The following is a 21002-nucleotide window of genomic DNA, read 5'->3' on the forward strand; positions in this document are numbered from 1 at the left end:
TGCGTGAAGTTGCAGCTGGTGGCCGTTGGCACCAAAATGCCGGACTGGGTACAGACCGGCTTTAGCGAGTATCTGCGCCGTTTTCCCAAAGATATGCCGTTCGAACTGGTGGAGATCCCTGCCGGTAAGCGCGGCAAGAACGCTGATATCAAGCGCATCCTCGAAAAAGAGGGCGAGATGATGTTAGCCGCTGCCGGTAAAAACCGCATCGTGACCCTGGATATTCCGGGTAAACCATGGGATACGCCGCAGCTGGCGCGCGAACTGGAACGCTGGAAACAGGACGGGCGCGACGTCAGTTTGCTGGTCGGCGGCCCGGAAGGCCTCTCTCCAGCCTGTAAAGCAGCGGCGGAACAGAGTTGGTCGCTCTCCACCCTCACCTTACCTCACCCGCTGGTGCGCGTACTGGTGGCCGAGAGCTTGTATCGGGCGTGGAGCATTACCACCAACCATCCGTACCACCGTGAGTAATGATGATCAGGGTAGACTGAGCAGCGAATGAAATTACAGAATTCTTTCCGCGACTATACGGCTGAATCCTCGCTGTTCGTGCGCCGGGCGCTGGTCGCTTTTTTGGGGATTTTGCTGCTTACCGGCGTTCTGATCGCCAACCTGTACAATGTGCAAATCGTTCGCTTCGACGACTATCAGACGCGCTCGAACGAAAACCGCATCAAGCTGGTGCCGATCCCGCCGAGCCGCGGCATTATTTACGATCGCAACGGCACCCCGCTGGCGCTTAACCGCACCATTTATCAGCTGGAGATGATGCCGGAGAAAGTCGATAACGTGCAGCAGACGCTGGATGCGCTACGCGATGTCGTCGATTTAACCGACGATGATATCGCCGGTTTCAAAAAGGAGCGCGCCCGCTCCCATCGCTTTACTTCGATTCCGGTCAAGGTCAACCTCAGCGAAGTGCAGGTGGCCCGCTTTGCCGTCAACCAGTACCGCTTTCCCGGTGTGGAAGTCAAAGGCTACAAGCGCCGTTACTACCCCTATAACTCGGCGCTGACGCACGTCATCGGCTACGTGTCGAAAATTAACGATAAAGACGTCGACCGCCTCGATAAAGAGGGCAAACTGGCCAACTACGCCTCGACCCATGACATCGGTAAGCTGGGTATTGAGCGTTATTACGAGGACGTCCTGCACGGTCAGACCGGCTACGAAGAGGTTGAAGTAAACAACCGCGGCCGCGTTATTCGTCAGCTCAAAGAGGTGCCTCCGCAGGCCGGACGCGACATCTACCTCACCCTCGACCTCAAGCTACAGCAGTATATCGAAACGCTGCTGGCCGGCAGCCGCGCCGCGGTGGTGGTCACCGACCCGCGTACCGGCGCCATTCTGGCGCTGGTTTCGACGCCGAGCTACGACCCGAACCTGTTCGTCGACGGCATCTCCAGCAAAGATTACTCCGGCCTGCTCAACGATCCCAACACGCCGCTGGTCAACCGTGCGACGCAAGGGGTCTATCCGCCGGCATCGACGGTCAAACCGTACGTCGCCGTCTCGGCGCTGAGCGCCGGGGTGATCACGCGCAATACCAGCCTGTTCGACCCGGGCTGGTGGCAGCTGCCCGGCTCGGAAAAACGCTATCGTGACTGGAAAAAATGGGGCCACGGCCATCTGAACGTCACCAAAGCGCTGGAGGAGTCCGCGGATACCTATTTCTATCAGGTCGCCTATGACATGGGCATCGATCGCCTCTCGGAGTGGATGAGCAAGTTCGGCTACGGCCACTATACCGGTATCGACCTCGCCGAAGAGCGCTCGGGCAACATGCCGACCCGCGAATGGAAGCTCAAACGCTTTAAGAAACCCTGGTACCAGGGGGACACCATTCCGGTGGGCATAGGCCAGGGTTACTGGACCGCCACGCCGATCCAGATGAACAAAGCGCTGATGATCCTGATTAACGACGGGGTGGTGAAAGTGCCGCACCTGCTGCAAAGCACCGTGGAAGACGGCAAGCCCGTTCCGTGGGTCCAGCCTCATGAGCCGCCGGTAGGCGACATCCATTCCGGCTACTGGGAAATCGCCAAAGACGGCATGTTCGGCGTGGCCAACCGCGGCAACGGCACCGCGCACAAATATTTCGCCAGCGCGCCGTATAAAATCGCGGCCAAGTCCGGTACCGCCCAGGTGTTCGGCCTGAAGGCCAACGAAACCTATAACGCGCACCGAATCTCTGAGCGTCTGCGTGACCATAAACTGATGACGGCGTTTGCGCCTTATAACAACCCGCAGGTTGCCGTGGCGATGATCCTGGAAAACGGCGGTGCCGGCCCGGCGGTCGGTACGATTATGCGCCAAATCCTCGATCACATCATGCTGGGCGATAACAACACCACGCTGCCAAGCGAAAACCCGGCGGTAACCGCAGGGGAGGATCAATAATGACGGATAATCCGAACAAAAAATCGCTGTGGGATAAGATCCATCTTGACCCCACTATGGTGCTGATCCTGCTGGCGCTGCTGACCTACAGCGCGCTGGTTATCTGGAGCGCCAGCGGTCAGGACGTCGGCATGATGGAGCGTAAAATCGGCCAGATCGCCATGGGCGTGGTGATCATGATCGTCATGGCGCAGATCCCGCCGCGGGTCTATGAGGGCTGGGCGCCCTACCTCTATATTTTCTGTATTATTCTGCTGGTGGCCGTCGACGCCTTCGGCGCCATCTCCAAAGGGGCGCAGCGCTGGCTGGATCTCGGTATCGTCCGCTTTCAGCCGTCGGAGATTGCAAAAATCGCCGTGCCGCTGATGGTGGCGCGCTTTATTAACCGCGACGTCTGCCCGCCTTCGCTGAAGAATACCGGTATTGCCCTGGTGCTGATCTTCCTGCCGACGCTGCTGGTGGCGGCGCAGCCTGACCTCGGGACCTCGATTCTGATCGCCCTCTCCGGTCTGTTTGTGCTGTTCCTCTCCGGCCTCAGCTGGCGCCTGATCGGCATTGCGGTGGTGCTGGTCGCCGCCTTTATCCCAATTTTGTGGTTCTTCCTGATGCACGACTATCAGCGCCAGCGCGTGATGATGCTGCTCGATCCGGAAACCGACCCGCTGGGCGCGGGGTATCACATTATTCAGTCTAAAATTGCCATTGGCTCCGGCGGTCTGCGCGGCAAAGGCTGGCTGCACGGCACCCAGTCGCAGCTGGAGTTCCTGCCGGAACGCCATACCGACTTTATCTTTGCCGTTCTCGCCGAAGAGCTGGGCCTGATTGGCGTGCTGATCCTGCTGGCGCTCTATATTCTGCTGATCATGCGCGGACTGTGGATCGCCGCCCAGGCGCAGACCACCTTTGGCCGGGTCATGGCCGGTGGTTTAATGTTGATTTTATTCGTTTATGTCTTCGTAAATATTGGTATGGTGAGTGGTATTTTACCGGTGGTGGGCGTACCGTTGCCGCTGGTGAGCTACGGGGGCTCCGCCCTGATCGTATTGATGGCCGGGTTTGGTATCGTGATGTCGATCCATACCCACAGAAAAATGTTGTCGAAAAGCGTTTAAAGGGGTTCGCAATGCGTAAGCAATGGCTGGGGATCTGCATAGCAGCGGGGCTGCTGGCGGCATGTTCGAGTGATGACGTGCAACAAAAGACGGTCAGTACTCCACAGCCGGCCGTCTGTAATGGCCCGACGGTTGAGATCAGCGGCGCCGATCCGCAGTATGAAACGCCGAACGCGACGGCGAATCAGGATTATGAGCGCGACGGTAAGCGCTACAACATCGTCCAGGATCCGGCAAACTTTACTCAGGCCGGTTTCGCGGCGATCTATGACGCGGAACCCAACAGCAACCTGACCGCCAGCGGTGAAACCTTCGACCCGACGCAGTTGACCGCGGCGCACCCGACGCTGCCGATCCCGAGCTATGCGCGGATCACCAACCTCGCCAACGGGCGCATGATCGTCGTGCGGATTAACGATCGCGGTCCCTACGGCAACGATCGGGTTATCTCGCTCTCCCGCGCGTCCGCCGATCGCCTGAACACCTCGAACAACACCAAAGTGCGTATCGACCCGATCATCGTCGCGCCTGACGGTTCGCTTTCCGGCCCGGGAATGGCTTGTACCACCGTCGCCAAACAGACTTACGCCCTGCCCGCCCGTCCGAATCTGGACGGCGGTGACGCCGCTGGCATGAGCCAGCCCGCGCCCACTGACGTTCGCCCGATCAGCAACAGCACGCTGAAGCCGGAAGACAGCGTTGGCGCACCGGTGAACAGCGGCGGTTTTCTCGGCGCCCCGACGCCGCTGAACAGCGGCGTGCTGGAGAGCAGCGAACCCGTGGCCGCCGCCGCGACGGCACCTGCCGCCGGCGCCACGCCAGCAGCGCCGGTAACCGCGCCCGGCTCCATCCAGGGTAGCGTCGCGCCCGCAGCGGCCACCGCCGCAGCCGCCGGCGCCGTTGCCGCTTCGTCTTCCACCGCCTCCAGCGCCAGCGGTAGCTTTGTCGTGCAGGTGGGCGCAGTGAGCGACCAGGCGCGGGCGCAGCAGTATCAGCAGCGTCTGAGCCAGCAGTTCTCTGTGCCAGGCCGGGTCATGCAAAACGGCGCGGTGTGGCGTATTCAGCTGGGGCCGTTTGCCGACAAGGCGCAGGCCAGCGCCGTTCAGCAGCGCCTGCAAAGCGAAGCGCAGCTGCAGTCTTTTATTACTCGCGCCAACTAAAGGCCGCGGGCAGCCCGTTCACCTTGCGCATGTAAAAGTCATTAACAAACTCATGCGCAATGTCGGATGCTGGCCCGCAGAGCATTTGCTATAGTAAGGCACTTTTTTTAACTCCATCACGGATGCCGTTGTTCTGACCATGAAGACCTCTTTCACCGCTCGTTTACTCATCACGGCGCTCTCCGTTGCAGCGCTCTCCTCCGCTGCCCGCGCCGATGACCTGAATATCAAAACGATGATCCCAGGCGCCCCGCAGATTGACGCCGAATCCTGGATCCTTATCGATTACAACTCTGGCAAGGTGCTGGCTGAAAACAACGCCGACTCCCGCCGCGACCCGGCCAGTCTGACCAAAATGATGACCAGCTATGTTATCGGTCAGGCGATGAAAGCGGGCAAATTCAAAGAGTCCGATCTGGTCACCGTCGGCAACGACGCCTGGGCCACCGGCAACCCGGTATTCAAAGGCTCTTCCCTGATGTTCCTCAAGCCGGGGATGCAGGTGCCGGTTTCCCAGCTGATCCGCGGTATCAACCTGCAGTCCGGTAACGATGCCTGCGTGGCGATGGCCGACTATGTCGCCGGCAGCCAGGACGCCTTCGTCAGCCTGATGAACAACTACGTCAACGCCCTCGGCCTGAAAAACACCCATTTCCAGACTGTTCACGGCCTCGATGCTGACGGCCAGTTCAGCTCGGCGCGCGACATGGCGCTGATTGGCCAGGCGCTGATCCGCGACGTGCCGAACGAGTACTCCATCTATCGTGAGAAAGAGTTCACTTTCAACGGTATCCGCCAGCTGAACCGTAATGGCCTGCTGTGGGATAACAGCCTGAACGTCGACGGCATCAAAACCGGCCACACCGACAAAGCGGGCTACAACCTTGTCGCTTCCGCCACCGAAGGGCAGATGCGTCTGATCTCGGCGGTAATGGGCGGCCGGACGTTCAAAGGGCGTGAGTCGGAAAGCAAAAAACTGCTGACCTGGGGCTTCCGCTTCTTCGAAACCGTCAACCCAATTAAAGCCGGCAAAGAGTTTGCTTCCGAACCGGCCTGGTTCGGCGACAGCGATCGCGCTTCGCTGGGGGTGGATAAAGACGTCTACCTGACCATCCCGCGCGGCCGGATGAAAGATCTGAAAGCCAGCTACGTGCTGAATAACACTGAGCTGCATGCACCGCTGCAGAAAAACCAGGTCGTCGGCACCATTAACTTCCAGCTGGATGGTAAAACCATTGACCAGCGCCCGCTGGTGGTGCTGCAGGAAATTCCGGAAGGTAATTTCTTCGGTAAAATTATTGATTACATTAAATTAATGTTCCACCACTGGTTTGGTTAAAAATCGAACACTTGAAAGTGTGATTTCCATCCCCATATACTATTCATCCAAGTAACCTGATAACTCCCGCCCTTGGTGGGAGTTATTATTTTGTCGTAACACCGGAGCTGACATGAAAACCAAACTTAACGAACTGCTTGAATTCCCTACGCCATTTACTTACAAAGTAATGGGGCAGGCGTTGCCTGAGCTGGTTGATCAGGTGGTGGAAGTGGTACAGCGCCATGCGCCTGGTGATTACTCGCCGTCAGTAAAACCGAGCAGCAAAGGTAACTACCACTCGGTCTCCATCACCATCAACGCCACTCACATTGAACAAGTGGAAACGCTGTACGAAGAGTTAGGCAATATCGATATCGTTCGGATGGTGCTGTAACCTTTTCCCTGACCCGGCCGCCGTGCCGGGTCTTCTCATTCCCTCCCGCACGGCTGTGATATACTCCCCGACCTGAATTCTCTCTTCCCGGCGGAGATGTTGTTTTGCAGCACAATAAAATTCTAATCCGGCAGCTTGGCCTGCAACCTTACGAACCCGTCTCGCAGGCGATGCACGAATTTACCGACGCCCGTGATGAAGATACCCTCGATGAGATCTGGCTGGTGGAACATCACCCGGTCTTCACCCAGGGTCAGGCCGGCAAAGCGGAACACCTGCTGGTGCCCGGTGATATTCCGGTGATCCAGAGCGATCGCGGCGGCCAGGTAACCTATCACGGCCCGGGACAGCAGGTAATGTACGTCCTGTTGAACCTCAAGCGCCGCAAGCTGGGCGTGCGTGAACTGGTGACGCTGCTGGAGCAAACGGTCGTCAATACCCTTGCCGAATACGGTATTGAGTCGCACCCCCGCGCCGATGCCCCTGGCGTCTACGTCGGCGATCGCAAAATATGCTCTCTGGGGCTGCGGATCCGCAAAGGCTGCTCTTTCCACGGCCTGGCGCTCAATATCGCGATGGATCTGACGCCGTTTCTGCGTATCAACCCCTGCGGCTATGCCGGTATGGAGATGACGCAAATGCGCCAGTGGCAGCCGGAAGCCACTCCGGAGACAGTGGCTCCGCGGCTGGTCGCCCATCTGCTGGCGCTGCTGAACAATCCCCCGCACGAATACCTTCCTCAGGGTTAAGGGCAGACCAGCGCCCCGCTGACGGCGGGGTGCTGAACGAGTAACACATTATTTTTGCAATCAATTGTCACGCACGGCAACGCGGTGGGCCGCTATACTTGGCCTATCATTCCCAACCGGACTCATCGCGTGCCAGAGAATACGCCGCCGTCAGAATCTCCTGACCGACAGGACGAACGTTACGACCGTCAGATGTTTCGCATCCTGCGTAATATTGACCTCAATCTGTTGACCATCTTCGAAGCCGTGTACGTACACAAAGGTATCGTCAATGCCGCGAAGATACTCAATATCACGCCGTCGGCCATTAGCCAGTCAATAAACAAACTGCGGGCGCTGTTCCCCGATCCGCTGTTTATCCGCAAAGGCCAGGGCGTAACGCCCACCGCCTATGCCACCCATCTTCACCAGTACATCAGCCGCGGTATGGAGGCTTTCCTCAGCGCGCTGGATATCACCGGCAGCCCGCACCAGCAGCGGGTGATCACTATCGCCACCACGCCAGCCATGGGGGCGCTGCTGATGCCTGGCCTGGCCAGCGCGCTGAAGCCGGTCTTTCCGCAGATCCTGCTGCACAACATCGCCCTCACCGACGCCGCGCGGCAGCTCGACCAGCGCCAGGTGGATTTGTTGATTGATACCCATCTGCACAGCGGCCAGGCGATAAGCCATCACGTGCTGTATCAGGAACGGGTGCAGATGTACTGCCGCGCTGGGCATCCCGCGCTGGAGGGTCCGCAGGATGAATCCGCCCTTGCACAATACGAGTTTGCGCTGCTGCTGCCGGAAGGCCAGCGCTACCCTACGCTGCACCGTCGGCTGCAGGAGGAGATGGGCGAGCGCCGCTGCGGTTTCAGCACCTTCAACCTGCTAACCCAGGCGGCAATGATCGCCGAGAGCGACATGCTGGGGCTGACCACCGAGCGCCTGTTCGCCATGGTATCCCGTCTCTGGCCGCTGCAGACCCTGGACTTCCCCTCCCTGCGGGAAGAGCAGATTGATGTTGCGCTGCACTTCAATAAGCAGAGCGGGAAAGAGCCATTGCTGAAAGAGATCATTGAGACCGTGATCCAGGCGTTTAAGGCGTAGCGCACGGAAGGGAAAAGGATAAAACAACAACTATTTTACAATTTGCCGGGCAGGCAGGCTGCTTTCTGCCCCTTTTCAATGGTATACTGCCTGCTCTTGATTCAAAAATAGTTGATAATTGCAACATTTCATTGAATTAATTCGCTTTCCTTCGTGACTCGCAACTGGAACACGCACGCTATGAGTAAACCCATTGTGATGGAACGCGGTGTTAAGTACCGCGACGCCGATAAAATGGCCCTTATCCCGGTGAAGAACGTGGCAACTGAGCGTGAAGCTCTGCTCAGAAAACCGGAATGGATGAAAATCAAACTTCCGGCAGACTCGTCCCGTATCCAGGGAATCAAAGCAGCGATGCGTAAGAACGGCCTGCACTCCGTGTGCGAAGAGGCCTCCTGCCCGAACCTTGCAGAGTGCTTCAACCACGGTACCGCGACCTTTATGATCCTCGGCGCGATCTGTACCCGCCGTTGCCCATTCTGCGACGTCGCGCATGGCCGCCCGGTCGCGCCAGATGCGAACGAGCCACAGAAGCTGGCGCAAACTATCGCCGATATGGGGCTGCGCTACGTGGTGGTCACTTCGGTGGACCGTGACGACCTGCGCGATGGCGGCGCACAGCATTTTGCCGACTGCATCAGCGCCATTCGCGAGAAAAACCCGACGATTAAAATCGAAACGCTGGTCCCGGATTTCCGCGGCCGCATGGATCGCGCCCTGGATATTCTGACGGTGACCCCGCCGGACGTCTTCAACCACAACCTCGAAAACGTACCGCGCCTCTATCGTCAGGTGCGTCCGGGCGCGGATTACAACTGGTCGCTGAAGCTGCTGGAGCGTTTTAAAGAAGCGCACCCGGAGATCCCGACAAAATCCGGCCTGATGGTGGGCCTGGGCGAAACCAACGACGAGATCATCGAAGTCATGCGCGACCTGCGCCGTCATGGCGTCACCATGCTGACGTTAGGCCAGTATCTGCAGCCGAGCCGTCACCACCTGCCAGTGCAGCGTTACGTTAGCCCGGAAGAGTTTGAAGAGATGAAAGCGGAAGCCATGGCGATGGGCTTCACCCACGCCGCCTGCGGCCCCTTCGTTCGCTCTTCCTATCACGCCGACCTGCAGGCTAAAGGGATGGAAGTTAAATAACCTGCCGCTTCTCCCGCTGCGTCACTTCCCGGCGCAGCGGCGCTCTCCGCTTCATTCGCTTCGCCTTCCCGTAACAGTTAGTTGCATCTTTCCTGCGCGGCGTCGACAAAAACGACAAAGGCCGCAACGTCAAACGTCGCGGCCTCTTCGCCGTACCACCCGCATCCCGCCAGGGGACGCAGCCGGAGAATTACTCTTTATGAGAGAGCTTCTGCGCCGGTGCTTCGTCTTCAGCGGTGGTTTTTTTCGCGCTATCGTCATCTTCGTTCATGGCTTTTTTAAAGCCCTTGATAGCCGATCCCAGGTCGCCGCCCAGCGTACGTAATTTCTTGGTACCAAACACTAAGATAATCAGTGCTGCGACTACCAGCAGTTTGGTAATACTAATCTCACCCATAGCTAACCTTCTTCTCTATACAAGCTGCGAATACGCCATCATACACGCATTTATCCGTCATATTGTAATCCACCTGTGCGTGGGCTGCGTGATTCAGCCCGAGGCCTCCCCTCCGGGAGCGAGCGCTGGGGTGTCCGTCCTGACGTGCACAGCGAATTATTGGGATAAACAATACGGGTATTTGGCGCGCGGACACAATAGCAATCTGTAACAAGGTGAATCAAGCCTTGTTTAAAAAAACATCACAATAATTGCGGTGGCGCAAACCGTCGGTTCTGCAGCACCGGCAAACGCTCGCGAACCCGCGCAAGGTAGTCTGCGGATATATCGGCATAGATCAGCTGCGGCTCGCTCCCCGCGCCCGCCACGGTGGTCCCCAGCGGATCGACGATGCGGCTCTGCCCGATGTTACGCGTCCCGCATTCGCCTGCCGCCACGACGTAGCAGGTCGTGTCCAGCGCGCGCGCCGCCAGCAGCGTCGCCCAGTGATGCTCTTTTTGCGGCCCTTTCACCCATGCGGTGGGCAGCACCAGCAGCTGCGCCCCGTTCAGCGCCAGCGACAGCGCCAGCTCCGGAAAACGCAGATCGTAACAGGTCATCAGGCCAACGCGGAAACCCGCCACTTCAATCACCGGCGGGATTTGCCGGCCGGGATCCACCCGCCGGGACTCCTGCATTGCGAAGGCGTCGTATAAATGAAGTTTGTGATAATGGGCAATAATCTTCCCTTCACGCAATACCACCAGCGTGTTGGTTGCTCTCCCCTCCCCCGACGGCACATGCAGCGTCAGGATCGTCGTCAGACCGTTACGCGCGCTCTCGGCCAGCAGCAGCTCTAAAAACTCTCCATCCAGCGTTTGGGCCGATTTCACCGACAGATCCGGGTCGTTGTCATCACGTGCCAGCAACGCCTCCGGCAGCACCAGCAGCGCCGCCCCTTCACGCGCCGCCTGCTGCATCATCGCCACACAAGTTTGCGCATTCGTCCGCCATACTGGCGTGACGATAAACTGCCCTGCCGCTACCCGCATGTTTTTCTCCCGTCAGGTTATGAATAGCCAATTGCGCCCGTTGCGCGCTACACTTGACACTCTCTTACATCAAATAGCAGGAAACGACCGTGTTTCAACTTCTTTGCGCCGTGTTTATTGGCGGCGGCACCGGCAGCGTTTTGCGCTGGTGGCTCGGCATGAAGCTCAATCCTGTGCACCATGCTATCCCGATTGGGACGCTGACTGCCAACCTGTTAGGCGCCTTTGTGATCGGCGCCGGGCTGGCGTGGTTTAATAGACTGACCGGCATTGACCCGATGTGGAAACTGCTGATCACCACGGGTTTCTGCGGCGGGTTGACCACCTTCTCCACCTTCTCTGCGGAAGTGGTGTTTCTTCTGCAGCAGGGGCGAGTGAGCTGGGCGCTCCTCAACGTCGCGGTGAACTTGCTGGGCTCGTTTGCCATGACGGCTGTCGCCTTCTGGCTCTTCTCGCAGGCCGCCAGCCGCTAAAGGCGTAATCAACAGGCAAAAAAAAACCCGCTGATTAGCGGGTTTTTATATTCTACTGACGCGTTGCTTACAGAGCGATTACGTTTGCAGCAGAAGGGCCTTTGGCACCGTTAGTGATTTCGAACTCTACGCGCTGACCTTCAGCCAGAGTTTTGAAACCGTTGGACTGGATTGCAGAGAAGTGTACGAATACATCTTTGCTGCCATCTTCCGGAGTAATGAAACCGAATCCTTTGGACTCATTAAACCACTTAACGTTACCTTTAATCTTAGACATCAAAATTACCTTTATATGAAAAATCGACACTAATGCTGTGTCGGGTATCAGTACACCAATTGTGGTACCTTTTGTCCAGTGCAACTTTGCTAAAAAGTGATAAAAGTCGCTATCTTTTTTAGTGGGTAACGCTTTAGTCCTTGTTTTTCCACAAGACGCATCGCTTATCTCATTTATTGCTAAGACTTAGCGAATTAAAACTGTATGCGAGCCCAGGCGAAGTAAACGTTACCGTTATTGTAGGTGCCGGGAATATAGGTCATCTGGAACGTTGCCGGACCGTAACCTATTGACGCTAAGGGCAAGATCACCGGAATCGGGATGTAGTTCCAGTTATCGCGCGCCGTCACCCCGAGGGTATAGCCGAGACCGAGGCGGAAGTTCTGGTCCGTCAGCGGACGCCAGGTTTTCTCCCAACCGTAGCCGCCGATGGGCTCCCACTTATTGAAAGAGTCTTTAAACGCCATCAGGTACAGGCCGTGCCAGTTCCCTTTCTCATCCCAGCGCGAAACGCCGAAGCCTGCCCCCCACGGACGTTCGTTATACTTGTCCGTCTTTTCCTTATCATAAGCAAAGCGCGCGTGCCAGGTGATGGCTGGAACGTACAGATCATAGTGCTCCGGCTTATTCCAGGTCTGCGCAACGTTATTACTTAAGGTATGGTAACCTTCGCTAAGGGTCGATGAAAACGACGCGCTGGCGTTTCCGGATACCAATAACCATCCTAAAAAACCAAGAGAAAACAATGAAAAACGACGTAACATCAACACTTTTCTATTACCACTTTCATTTAAAAGCCACCTAAGATAGCAAAGATAGTCTCAATACAGGTTGAACGAAATAAGGCAAACTCCTGATTTTCGCCCGCTGACCATCAGAACCGCTTAACTATCCATCTGGTGATTATATCCAGGCGGGACGGGAGGGGCGTAGTTCTTATCGCTTTATTGATTTGCATCAGCGAGTTTCGTCCGTTTTTTCGGCACATTCGCACATTAAAATTTGGTGTGGCGCTTTTTAACTACATATTCTTTGGGCTTAGGGGAAATGAATGCTGACGTTTGTTGAGATCCTGATCGGGATTGCGGTCATTGTGGGCGTCGCCCGCTATATCATTAAGGGCTATTCGGCCACCGGCGTGCTGTTCGTCGGCGGCTTAATATTGCTGATCGTCAGCGCCCTGCTGGGTCATAAAGTCTTACCAGGCAATACCGAGGGCACCGGTTACTCCGCCACTGACATTATTGAATACATTAAGATTCTACTCATGAGCCGTGGCGGCGATTTGGGTATGATGATCATGATGCTGTGCGGCTTCGCCACCTATATGACGCATATTGGCGCCAATGATATGGTGGTGAAATTAGCCTCAAAGCCATTACGCTATATCAATTCGCCCTATCTGCTGATGATTGCCGCCTACTTTGTCGCCTGCCTGATGTCGCTGGCCGTCTCCTCCGCGACCGGCCTCGGCGTCCTGCTGATGGCGACGCTGTTCCCGGTGATGGTAAACGTCGGTATCAGCCGCGGTGCGGCGGCGGCCATCTGCGCCTCCCCGGCGGCGATTATCCTTTCGCCTACCTCGGGTGACGTCGTGCTGGCGGCAAAAGCGGCTGAAATGCCGCTGATCGACTTTGCCTTCAAGACCACGCTGCCGATCTCCATCGCCGCTATCATCTGCATGGCGATCGCCCACTTCTTCTGGCAGCGCTACCTGGATAAAAAAGAGAACATTTCCCACGAAATGCTCGACGTCAACGAGATCACCACCAATGCCCCGGCGCTGTACGCCATCCTGCCGTTTACCCCGATTATTGGCGTACTGATCTTTGATGGCAAATGGGGGCCGGAACTGCACATTATTACCATCCTCGTCGGCTGCATGCTGCTGGCGGCGATCCTCGAATTCCTGCGCGGGTTCAACACCAAAAACGTCTTCAGCGGACTGGAAGTCGCCTACCGCGGGATGGCTGACGCCTTCGCCGGCGTGGTGATGCTGCTGGTCGCCGCCGGCGTTTTTGCTCAGGGATTAAGCACCATCGGCTTCATCAACGGTCTGATCTCCATCGCCACCTCCTTCGGCTCGGCCAGTATTATTCTGATGCTGGTGCTGGTGATCCTGACCATGCTGGCAGCGATGACCACCGGCTCCGGCAATGCCCCGTTCTACGCCTTTGTCGAGATGATCCCCAAGCTGGCGCACTCCTCCGGCATCAATCCCGCCTATCTGTCGATCCCGATGCTGCAGGCCTCTAACCTTGGCCGCACGATCTCGCCGGTCTCCGGCGTGGTGGTGGCCGTCGCCGGGATGGCGAAGATCTCCCCGTTCGAAGTGGTCAAACGCACCTCGGTGCCGGTGATGGTTGGCCTGCTGGTGGTGATTGTCGCGACCGAGATCCTCGTCCCGGGCAGCGCGCTCCGCTAATGGTCTAACCACGTGAAAAGGCGCCAGCAGGCGCCTTTTTTATGCTTTAATAACTCCCCGTTATCTTTTGCCATCCACAATCAGGAATAAACATGTTCAGGAAGGAATTCGCCGCGCTTGCCCTTGTGCTTACCGCCACTCAGGCCGGCGCTGAACCGCTCACCGCGACGCGATACGCTGATTTTGACCGCTATGTCCTGGCCCTCTCCTGGCAAACCGGATTCTGTCAGAGCATGTATGACCGTAACCGCAACGAACCGGAAGAGTGCCGCCTGCAGCAGGAAACCGCGAATAAAGCCGATTTTCTGACCGTGCACGGCCTGTGGCCCGGGCTGCCAAAGTCCATTGCCGCGCGCGGAGTGGATGAACGACGCTGGATGCGCTACGGCTGCGCCACGCGCCCGCTGCCCGACATGCCGGAGGTGAAAGCGAACCGCAAATGTCAGGCGGCGGAGACGGGATTGTCGCTGGAGATGGCCAACAAACTGAATAGCGTAATGCCGGGCGCGGGCGGCACCTCCTGCCTCGAACGTTACGAATATGCCAAACATGGTGTCTGCTTCGGCTTCGATCCCGACAGCTATTTTGGCGCCATGGTGCGCCTGAACGGGGAAATTAAGCGCAGCCCGGTTGGTGATTTCCTTGCCAAACACTATGGCCAAACCGTCAGCCGGGCCGACTTCGACGCCGCCGTGGCCCGCGCCTGGGGTCCGCAGAGCGTGAAGGCGTTTAAATTAACCTGTAACGGTAATCCTGCCTATTTGACCGAGATGCAAATCTCGCTCAACGCCGCGACCATCAACGCCCCACTGGCCACCTCCGCCTTTCTGCCCCAGCCTCACCCGGGTAACTGCGGCGCGCAGTTTATCCTCGATAAGGTTGGCCACTAGCGCAACGCGGCATACTGTTCAGAAAACGCCCTTCGCCGGAGGCGTTGCGCGCTGATTGTGCGTTTCATCACTTCAAACTGCCGGCAACTCTCAGTATGATGGGAGAACCTTAACCCTTGCCTTTTTCGGCGAGGGTTTTCTTTTACGGACAGGTTCCTGGATAACATGGAGTATGCAATGACCAGACCCGCAATCATCATTAACGAACTGGATGCCGAACGTATCGACAGGCTGCTGGAGCAGCCGGCTTTCGCCAGCTCGCCGGTTGCCGATGCCCTGAACGACGAGCTCGACCGCGCGCAAATGCTGGCGCCGGAAGCGATGCCGCACGATGTCGTCACCATGAACAGTACGGTTAAATTCCGCGATTTAACCAGCGGCGAAGAGCGCGTGCGGACGCTGGTGTTTCCGACGCAGGTGACCGACAGCGCCAGCCAGCTCTCCGTCCTCGCGCCGGTGGGCGCCGCGCTGCTCGGCCTCAAGGTCGGCAGCACCATTCACTGGGAGCTGCCGGGCGGGGCGTCGACGCACCTGGAAGTGCTGGCGCTGCTGTACCAGCCGGAAGCCGCTGGCGAATTCCACCGTTAATCCCCGCTGCCTGAGGCGTATCGCGCTTTATTCAGAGGATGTCCACACATCCTCTTTCTGCTGTCTTTCCCCCCGCTAACCTTTTTTTACGCTTTGCGCCTGCCTGACTGACAGTTTTGCGACCTGAATGACACAATATCCGCATATAATATGTTGATATAGACGCAAACGAACAAGGAGGATTGCATATGTATAAGACTATCATTATGCCGGTTGATGTCTTTGAGATGGCGCTGAGCGATAAAGCCGTCCGGCATGCGGAGTTTCTGGCCCAGCAGGACGGGGTGATCCATCTGCTCCACGTCTTACCCGGTTCAGCGAGCTTCACGATGAGCCGTTTTACCGCCGACCTGCGGCGTTTTGAGGAACATCTGCAGCACGAGGCGGAAACCCGCCTGCAGACCATGGTCAGCCATTTCAGCATCGACCCATCGCGGATCAAGCTGCATGTGCGTTTCGGCAGCGTGCGCGACATGGTCAACGAACTGGCCAGCGAAATAAACGCCGACGTGGTGGTGATAGGCTCACGCAATCCCTCCATCAGTACTCACCTGTTGGGCTCCAACGCCTCGAGCGTCATCCGTCACGCCCATATCCCGGTGATGGTCGTCAGGTAAGGCTGAGGAAAAGCGCATAAAAAAAGAGGCTACCCCTGGGTAGCCTCTTTGTTATGCAGGTCTATTGTCTGACTTGTTATGCGGTTTTCGTGCGGATCAGGTAGTCGAAGGCGCTCAGCGACGCTTTCGCCCCCTCCCCTGCCGCGATGATAATCTGCTTGTACGGCACGGTGGTGCAGTCACCGGCGGCGAATACGCCTTTAACGTTGGTTTCGCACTTCGCATCGATGATGATCTCGCCCATGCGGTTACGCTCAACCGCGCCTTCCAGCCAGGTGGTGTTAGGCAGCAGGCCGATCTGCACGAAGATGCCCGCCAGCGCGACGTGATGCTCATCGCCGCTCACCCGGTCACGATACTGCAGACCGGTGACCTTGCTGCCGTCGCCTTTCACTTCCGTGGTCTGCGCATTGAGAATGATGTCGACATTCTTCAGACTGCGGACTTTATCCTGCAGCACCTGGTCGGCCTTCATCTCCGGTGCGAATTCCAGCAGGGTCACGTGTTCCACGACGCCCGCCAGGTCGATGGCGGCTTCCACGCCGGAGTTCCCCCCGCCGATCACCGCCACGCGCTTACCTTTAAACAGCGGGCCGTCGCAGTGCGGGCAGTAGGTTACGCCCTTGGTGCGATACTGATCTTCGCCCGGCACGTTCATGTTGCGCCATTTCGCCCCGGTGGCAATGATGACGCTGCGCGCCTTCAGCACCGCGCCGGAGGCGGTTTCGATCTGATGCAGGCCGCCCTCTGTCGCCGCTGGCGTCAGTTTGGTCGCGCTCTGGGAGTCGATCACATCGACGTTATAGTCGCTAACGTGCGCTTTCAGGGCCCCGGCCAGCTTCTGGCCTTCGGTTTTCGGCACCGAAATGTAGTTTTCGATATCCACGGTATCCAGCACCTGGCCGCCGAAGCGCTCGCCCATCAGGCCGGTACGAATCCCTTTACGCGCAGAGTAAACCGCGGCCGCCGCGCCGGACGGGCCGGAACCGACGATCAGCACATCGTAAGCGTCACGCTGATTCAGCTCTTCCGCTGCGCGTTTTTCCGCACCGGTGTCCACTTTGGCGACGATTTCCGTCAGCGTCATCCGCCCCTGACCAAACTCCTGGCCGTTCATGAACACCGCCGGCACGCCCATCACGTTGCGCTCGGTGATCTCATTCTGGAAAGTACCACCGTCAATCGCCGTATGTTTGATACGCGGGTTGAGCACCGCCATCAGGTTCAGCGCCTGGACCACGTCCGGGCAGTTATGGCAGGAGAGCGAGTAGTAGGTTTCAAACTCGAAGTCGCCATCGATATCGCGGATCTGCTCCAGCAGAGACTGAGCCTCTTTCGACGGATGACCGCCGGTCCACAGCAGCGCCAGCACCAGCGAGGTAAACTCGTGGCCCAGCGGGGAGCCCGCAAAGCGTGGGCCCTGGTCGGAACCGGGGTTAGTAATCAGGAACGATGGCTTGCGTACCGCCAGCGTGTTGTCTTCTTTAAAGGTGACTTTGTCTGACAGTTCAGCAATTTCAGCCAGCAGTTCCCTGATTTCTGCCGATTTAGCGCTGTCATCCAGCGTGGCAATCAGCTCAACAGGCTTGGTCAGCTTCTCAAGATAGGCCTTGAGCTGGGTTTTCATGTTGGTGTCGAGCATTGTTATCTCCTGGGCTTAAAACATCATCATGCAAGCGGCCTTGTCAGGCTGCCTGAATGCGCTTGCATCATGGTGTTGGAATGAAATGGGCACAGGTGCGCCCATGACTGAAGTAATTTCCAAAGTATTTCGCGTCAGAGCAAGGCGGCTAGCCTGAGAATCCCCGAGAGCTTACTGAAGTAAGCGACCGGGGTGAGCAGGCGACGCCAACGCAGCTATGGCGTGAAAGGCGACGGAAATTGTAATTCACCAGTATTTCGCGTTAGAGCAAGGCGGCAAGCTTATGAACCCCCGGGAGCTTACACGAGTAAGTGACCGGGGTGATTAAGCGCAGCCAACGCCGCTATGATGCGAAAGACGCCGTGATTATTAGATTTTGCCGACCAGGTCCAGGGATGGAGCCAGCGTCGCTTCGCCTTCTTTCCATTTCGCCGGGCACACTTCGCCTGGGTGGGAAGCAACATACTGCGCCGCTTTGATTTTACGCAGCAGGTCAGACGCGTCACGGCCGATACCTTCAGCGGTAACTTCGATCGCCTGGATGATACCCTGCGGGTCAACCACGAAGGTGGCGCGGTCAGCCAGACCTTCATCTTCACGCATGTTGTCGAAGTTACGGGTCAGGGCGCCAGTCGGGTCGCCAATCATCGCATATTTGATTTTCGCGATGGTTTCAGAGCTGCTGTGCCACGCTTTGTGGGTGAAGTGGGTATCGGTAGAAACAGAGTAAACGTCTACGCCCAGCTTCTGCAGTTCTTCGTAATGGTCAGCCACGTCGCCCAGTTCGGTCGGGCAGACGAAGGTGAAGTCAGCCGGATAGAAGAAGAAGACGCTCCAGCGGCCTTCGGTGTCTTTCTCGGTGACTTCGATGAATTCACCATTTTTGAATGCCTGGTTTTTGAACGGTTTGATTTTGGTGTTAATTAAGGACATCTATACTTCCTCCGTGTTTTCGTTGAGGTCTAAGTTAACGAATTTTTCCTGACCCGACCAATGCGTTTACATTATCGAATCAATAAGCGTTATCTAACAACCGGAACAAGACAACAATGTGAACCTGTCGACGCGTTCAGCGCAGTTCGCTGTTTTTCGCATCATTTGCCGCGACAAAAGTAAAAAGGCCACCCTTTCAGGCGGCCCCGTTACCTGAAATACCCGAAGGTAGGTTCAGCGCCAGTCAGACTGGCTATGTGTTGCGCTCTACATTACCTTAATGTAACAGCATCCAGGATTACATCACCCATGCCAGGAAAGGGCAATCCGTCGTTCTGCTGATCCTGCCTATAACTGTAATAGGTTTGGCAATATTTCTTCCTTTCCTGCTGATTTTACAAGGAATACTCATGTTAAAACGTCTGCTGTTGCTCAGCCTTTTGCCTTTTTGTAGCTATGCGGAAGAACTGCCCGCCCCGGTAAAAGCAATTGAAAAACAGGGCATTACCATCATCAAACCCTTTGACGCGCCGGGGGGAATGAAGGGCTGGCTGGGGAAATACCAGGATATGGGCGTCGCCATCTACCTCACGCCTGACGGCAAACATGCCATTTCCGGTTATATGTACGACGAAAACGGCAACAACCTCAGCGAGCAGTTATTTCAAAAAGCGCTCTACACGCCGGCGGGACAGGAGATGTGGAAGAAGATGGCCAGCGCCCACTGGCTGCAGGATGGCGACAAAGACGCCCCCATCGTGCTGTATGTCTTTGCCGATCCCTTCTGCCCTTACTGCAAACAGTTCTGGCAGCAGTCCCGTCCCTGGGTGGAGGCCGGTAAAGTGCAGATCCGCACCCTGCTGGTGGGCGTGATCAAGCCGGAGAGCCCGGCCACCGCCGCGGCGATCCTCGCCAGTAAAGATCCGGCGAAAACCTGGCACGATTACGAGCAATCGAACGGTAAAATGGCCCTGACGATACCGAAGGCTATCCCGCCGGAGAAGATGAAAATGCTCAACGTCAACCAGCAGCTAATGGACGATCTGGGGGCCAACGTCACGCCAGCTATTTATTATATGAATAAGGATAATATGCTGCAGCAGGTGGTCGGCCTGCCGGATAAAGAGAAGCTGTCTATTATGATGGGTGAAAAAGAGTAATTCCGTCCCGGTGTGGCGCCTGGCGAAACCGACCTCTGGTGCCACTACCGATAGTAAGATATATTAAGCAAAACTTAACTTTATTTGCCCACAATTAAATTCACGCCACAAATACTAAGACTCAAGATATTATCGTTAGAAATATTTTAACTTACACTGGCAATAAACAGGACTGTATTAATGGCAAATCTTTACGATCTGAAAAAGTTCGATCTAAATTTATTGGTTATTTTTGAATGTATCTATCAGCATTTAAGCATCAGCAAAGCGGCGGCGATGTTATTTATCACCCCGTCAGCGGTAAGTCAGTCATTGCAGCGTCTGCGTCAGCAGTTAGACGATCCGCTATTTGTGCGCGTCGGGAAGGGAATGACGCCCACCACCGCCTGCGTGAATCTTCATTACCACCTGCAGCAAAATCTGGAGCAGCTGGAAAAAACGATCAATCTCAATAACCGTTCCGATCTGCGTAAACGTATTGTAATATATGGCCCCCCGCTGTTCTGTTCAGTAAACAGCCACTTTATGATTAACCAGCTTTGTCATCAGGCCAACTTGCAAATTGAGCACCATAACCTGACCACCACCGAATCGGCTGAGGAGCTGCTGGCATATCGCCAGGCTGACCTGGTGTTCACCCGAATGCCCATCACCAACCGCGCCACCATCTGTCAGCCCTATCAGACGGTGCAGACCCTCGCGGTGTGTCGGACGAACCATCCGCGGCGCGAGGCGCTCACGTCAGTTGACGCGCTGGCGCAGGAGTTTTTCACCCACTATATTACCAACGATCCCGTTATCCAGCGCGTTCAGCAAAGCAGCACGCCCTGGCTGAACCCGCGTAATATTGCCTTTCGCAGCGACTCTTTTATGACCATTCTTAACATGATCAATAAAACCGATCTGATTGGCTTCTTGCCGTCCTATTTATATGATTTTATTTCGCCAGCCATGCAACTTCACGTCCTCGATATAAACGAACTTTTTCCAGACATTACGATATATATTAACTACCATCAATCATCCGCACAAAATCATTTTTTATCTGAATTAATCACCATTTTAATGAATGACAGAGAGATATCACGTCCCCAATTCAATAACAGCCAATAACGATCCGACTTATTGACCCTCCCCAAAGGAAGGGAAAGTCGACCATTAATTTCCCGCTCGTCATCGTTTATACTGAGCGAACGGG

The 21002-nt window shown here is 56.4% G+C and carries 22 protein-coding genes; 16 read left to right on the forward strand and 6 right to left on the reverse strand.

Annotated features, from left to right (window positions below; all coding sequences use genetic code 11):
* Nucleotides 1-3 precede the first annotated feature (3 nt).
* From rlmH to lipA, 9 genes are all read left to right on the forward strand, one after another.
* Nucleotides 4-471, forward strand: coding sequence for a 23S rRNA (pseudouridine(1915)-N(3))-methyltransferase RlmH (gene rlmH, locus LGM20_RS18220; RefSeq protein ID WP_002894620.1), 468 nt, complete (start codon nt 4-6; stop codon nt 469-471).
* Nucleotides 472-498: 27 nt separating this feature from the next.
* Nucleotides 499-2400: a peptidoglycan DD-transpeptidase MrdA gene (mrdA, locus tag LGM20_RS18225; protein WP_023288833.1), complete on the forward strand. Its 1902-nt coding sequence runs from the start codon at nt 499-501 to the stop codon at nt 2398-2400.
* Nucleotides 2400-3512 (forward strand): peptidoglycan glycosyltransferase MrdB, encoded by a 1113-nt coding sequence (gene mrdB, locus LGM20_RS18230; RefSeq protein WP_004885876.1) that lies wholly within the window; start codon nt 2400-2402, stop codon nt 3510-3512. Before mrdA ends, mrdB begins: the two co-directional genes overlap by 1 nt.
* An 11-nt stretch (nt 3513-3523) precedes the next feature.
* Nucleotides 3524-4672 (forward strand): endolytic peptidoglycan transglycosylase RlpA, encoded by a 1149-nt coding sequence (rlpA, locus tag LGM20_RS18235; protein WP_044521613.1) that lies wholly within the window; start codon nt 3524-3526, stop codon nt 4670-4672.
* Between the two features lie 139 nt (nt 4673-4811).
* Complete coding sequence (gene dacA / locus LGM20_RS18240) at nt 4812-6011, forward strand: D-alanyl-D-alanine carboxypeptidase DacA (RefSeq protein ID WP_023288831.1); 1200 nt, start codon at nt 4812-4814, stop codon at nt 6009-6011.
* Between the two features lie 112 nt (nt 6012-6123).
* Nucleotides 6124-6387: a DUF493 family protein YbeD gene (gene ybeD / locus LGM20_RS18245; RefSeq protein WP_002894474.1), complete on the forward strand. Its 264-nt coding sequence runs from the start codon at nt 6124-6126 to the stop codon at nt 6385-6387.
* Nucleotides 6388-6491: 104 nt separating this feature from the next.
* Nucleotides 6492-7136, forward strand: a complete 645-nt coding sequence (gene lipB, locus LGM20_RS18250; RefSeq protein WP_023288830.1) for a lipoyl(octanoyl) transferase LipB — start codon at nt 6492-6494, stop codon at nt 7134-7136.
* A gap of 192 nt (nt 7137-7328) precedes the next feature.
* Nucleotides 7329-8225 carry a YbeF family transcriptional regulator gene (locus LGM20_RS18255; protein WP_032428660.1) on the forward strand — a complete coding sequence of 299 codons (897 nt, stop codon included), beginning with the start codon at nt 7329-7331 and terminating at the stop codon, nt 8223-8225.
* Nucleotides 8226-8405: 180 nt separating this feature from the next.
* Entirely contained in the window at nt 8406-9371 is a 966-nt protein-coding gene (gene lipA / locus LGM20_RS18260) for a lipoyl synthase (protein WP_023288828.1), read from the forward strand.
* A gap of 190 nt (nt 9372-9561) precedes the next feature.
* Here lipA and tatE read toward each other — a convergent pair whose 3' ends face one another.
* Both tatE and LGM20_RS18270 read right to left on the reverse strand, forming a co-directional pair.
* Nucleotides 9562-9768: a twin-arginine translocase subunit TatE gene (gene tatE / locus LGM20_RS18265; RefSeq protein WP_023288827.1), complete on the reverse strand. Its 207-nt coding sequence runs from the start codon at nt 9766-9768 to the stop codon at nt 9562-9564.
* Between the two features lie 242 nt (nt 9769-10010).
* The gene (locus tag LGM20_RS18270) at nt 10011-10799 is read right to left on the reverse strand and encodes a deaminated glutathione amidase (protein ID WP_044521609.1); all 789 of its coding nucleotides are present in this window, start codon (nt 10797-10799) and stop codon (nt 10011-10013) included.
* Nucleotides 10800-10888: 89 nt separating this feature from the next.
* On the opposite strand from LGM20_RS18270, the gene crcB reads away from it, so the two are divergent.
* The gene (gene crcB, locus LGM20_RS18275; protein WP_002894459.1) at nt 10889-11272 is read left to right on the forward strand and encodes a fluoride efflux transporter CrcB; all 384 of its coding nucleotides are present in this window, start codon (nt 10889-10891) and stop codon (nt 11270-11272) included.
* 67 nt (nt 11273-11339) lie between these two features.
* Here crcB and cspE read toward each other — a convergent pair whose 3' ends face one another.
* Nucleotides 11340-11549, reverse strand: a complete 210-nt coding sequence (gene cspE, locus LGM20_RS18280) for a transcription antiterminator/RNA stability regulator CspE (RefSeq protein ID WP_002439184.1) — start codon at nt 11547-11549, stop codon at nt 11340-11342.
* A 194-nt stretch (nt 11550-11743) separates the two neighbouring features.
* Complete coding sequence (gene pagP / locus LGM20_RS18285; protein WP_224222685.1) at nt 11744-12265, reverse strand: lipid IV(A) palmitoyltransferase PagP; 522 nt, start codon at nt 12263-12265, stop codon at nt 11744-11746.
* Between the two features lie 335 nt (nt 12266-12600).
* Here pagP and dcuC point away from each other — a divergent pair, with 335 nt between their 5' ends.
* From dcuC to uspG, 4 genes are all read left to right on the forward strand, one after another.
* Complete coding sequence (dcuC, locus tag LGM20_RS18290) at nt 12601-13974, forward strand: anaerobic C4-dicarboxylate transporter DcuC (protein ID WP_044521606.1); 1374 nt, start codon at nt 12601-12603, stop codon at nt 13972-13974.
* Nucleotides 13975-14066: 92 nt separating this feature from the next.
* Nucleotides 14067-14864 carry a ribonuclease I gene (gene rna / locus LGM20_RS18295; protein WP_023288823.1) on the forward strand — a complete coding sequence of 266 codons (798 nt, stop codon included), beginning with the start codon at nt 14067-14069 and terminating at the stop codon, nt 14862-14864.
* A gap of 177 nt (nt 14865-15041) precedes the next feature.
* Nucleotides 15042-15452 (forward strand): nucleoside diphosphate kinase regulator, encoded by a 411-nt coding sequence (rnk, locus tag LGM20_RS18300; protein WP_032455114.1) that lies wholly within the window; start codon nt 15042-15044, stop codon nt 15450-15452.
* A 188-nt stretch (nt 15453-15640) separates the two neighbouring features.
* A complete protein-coding gene (uspG, locus tag LGM20_RS18305) occupies nt 15641-16069 on the forward strand; it encodes a universal stress protein UspG (protein ID WP_002894401.1) in 429 nt (142 codons plus the stop codon).
* 76 nt (nt 16070-16145) lie between these two features.
* Here uspG and ahpF read toward each other — a convergent pair whose 3' ends face one another.
* Entirely contained in the window at nt 16146-17711 is a 1566-nt protein-coding gene (ahpF, locus tag LGM20_RS18310) for an alkyl hydroperoxide reductase subunit F (protein ID WP_017899084.1), read from the reverse strand.
* 369 nt (nt 17712-18080) lie between these two features.
* A complete protein-coding gene (ahpC, locus tag LGM20_RS18315) occupies nt 18081-18644 on the reverse strand; it encodes an alkyl hydroperoxide reductase subunit C (protein WP_002894394.1) in 564 nt (187 codons plus the stop codon).
* Between the two features lie 410 nt (nt 18645-19054).
* Here ahpC and dsbG point away from each other — a divergent pair, with 410 nt between their 5' ends.
* Both dsbG and citR read left to right on the forward strand, forming a co-directional pair.
* Nucleotides 19055-19804, forward strand: a complete 750-nt coding sequence (gene dsbG / locus LGM20_RS18320) for a thiol:disulfide interchange protein DsbG (RefSeq protein ID WP_023288821.1) — start codon at nt 19055-19057, stop codon at nt 19802-19804.
* A gap of 180 nt (nt 19805-19984) precedes the next feature.
* A complete protein-coding gene (citR, locus tag LGM20_RS18325) occupies nt 19985-20917 on the forward strand; it encodes a DNA-binding transcriptional repressor CitR (RefSeq protein WP_044521604.1) in 933 nt (310 codons plus the stop codon).
* Nucleotides 20918-21002: the final 85 nt, after the last annotated feature.

Source organism: Klebsiella quasipneumoniae subsp. quasipneumoniae (assembly GCF_020525925.1).
GTDB lineage: Bacteria > Pseudomonadota > Gammaproteobacteria > Enterobacterales > Enterobacteriaceae > Klebsiella > Klebsiella quasipneumoniae.

What these genes read in the sequence shown, in the direction of transcription:
- LGM20_RS18255 (WP_032428660.1), top strand. Translation starts at nt 7,329, where the DNA reads ATGTTTCGCATCCTGCGTAATATTGACCTCAATCTGTTGACCATCTTC.
- dcuC (WP_044521606.1), top strand. Translation starts at nt 12,601, where the DNA reads ATGCTGACGTTTGTTGAGATCCTGATCGGGATTGCGGTCATTGTGGGC.
- dsbG (WP_023288821.1), top strand. Translation starts at nt 19,055, where the DNA reads ATGTTAAAACGTCTGCTGTTGCTCAGCCTTTTGCCTTTTTGTAGCTAT.
- lipA (WP_023288828.1), top strand. Translation starts at nt 8,406, where the DNA reads ATGAGTAAACCCATTGTGATGGAACGCGGTGTTAAGTACCGCGACGCC.
- ybeD (WP_002894474.1), top strand. Translation starts at nt 6,124, where the DNA reads ATGAAAACCAAACTTAACGAACTGCTTGAATTCCCTACGCCATTTACT.
- uspG (WP_002894401.1), top strand. Translation starts at nt 15,641, where the DNA reads ATGTATAAGACTATCATTATGCCGGTTGATGTCTTTGAGATGGCGCTG.
- rlpA (WP_044521613.1), top strand. Translation starts at nt 3,524, where the DNA reads ATGCGTAAGCAATGGCTGGGGATCTGCATAGCAGCGGGGCTGCTGGCG.
- dacA (WP_023288831.1), top strand. Translation starts at nt 4,812, where the DNA reads ATGAAGACCTCTTTCACCGCTCGTTTACTCATCACGGCGCTCTCCGTT.
- mrdA (WP_023288833.1), top strand. Translation starts at nt 499, where the DNA reads ATGAAATTACAGAATTCTTTCCGCGACTATACGGCTGAATCCTCGCTG.
- LGM20_RS18270 (WP_044521609.1), bottom strand. Translation starts at nt 10,799, where the DNA reads ATGCGGGTAGCGGCAGGGCAGTTTATCGTCACGCCAGTATGGCGGACG.
- citR (WP_044521604.1), top strand. Translation starts at nt 19,985, where the DNA reads ATGGCAAATCTTTACGATCTGAAAAAGTTCGATCTAAATTTATTGGTT.
- ahpF (WP_017899084.1), bottom strand. Translation starts at nt 17,711, where the DNA reads ATGCTCGACACCAACATGAAAACCCAGCTCAAGGCCTATCTTGAGAAG.
- rna (WP_023288823.1), top strand. Translation starts at nt 14,067, where the DNA reads ATGTTCAGGAAGGAATTCGCCGCGCTTGCCCTTGTGCTTACCGCCACT.
- ahpC (WP_002894394.1), bottom strand. Translation starts at nt 18,644, where the DNA reads ATGTCCTTAATTAACACCAAAATCAAACCGTTCAAAAACCAGGCATTC.
- rnk (WP_032455114.1), top strand. Translation starts at nt 15,042, where the DNA reads ATGACCAGACCCGCAATCATCATTAACGAACTGGATGCCGAACGTATC.
- tatE (WP_023288827.1), bottom strand. Translation starts at nt 9,768, where the DNA reads ATGGGTGAGATTAGTATTACCAAACTGCTGGTAGTCGCAGCACTGATT.
- mrdB (WP_004885876.1), top strand. Translation starts at nt 2,400, where the DNA reads ATGACGGATAATCCGAACAAAAAATCGCTGTGGGATAAGATCCATCTT.
- cspE (WP_002439184.1), bottom strand. Translation starts at nt 11,549, where the DNA reads ATGTCTAAGATTAAAGGTAACGTTAAGTGGTTTAATGAGTCCAAAGGA.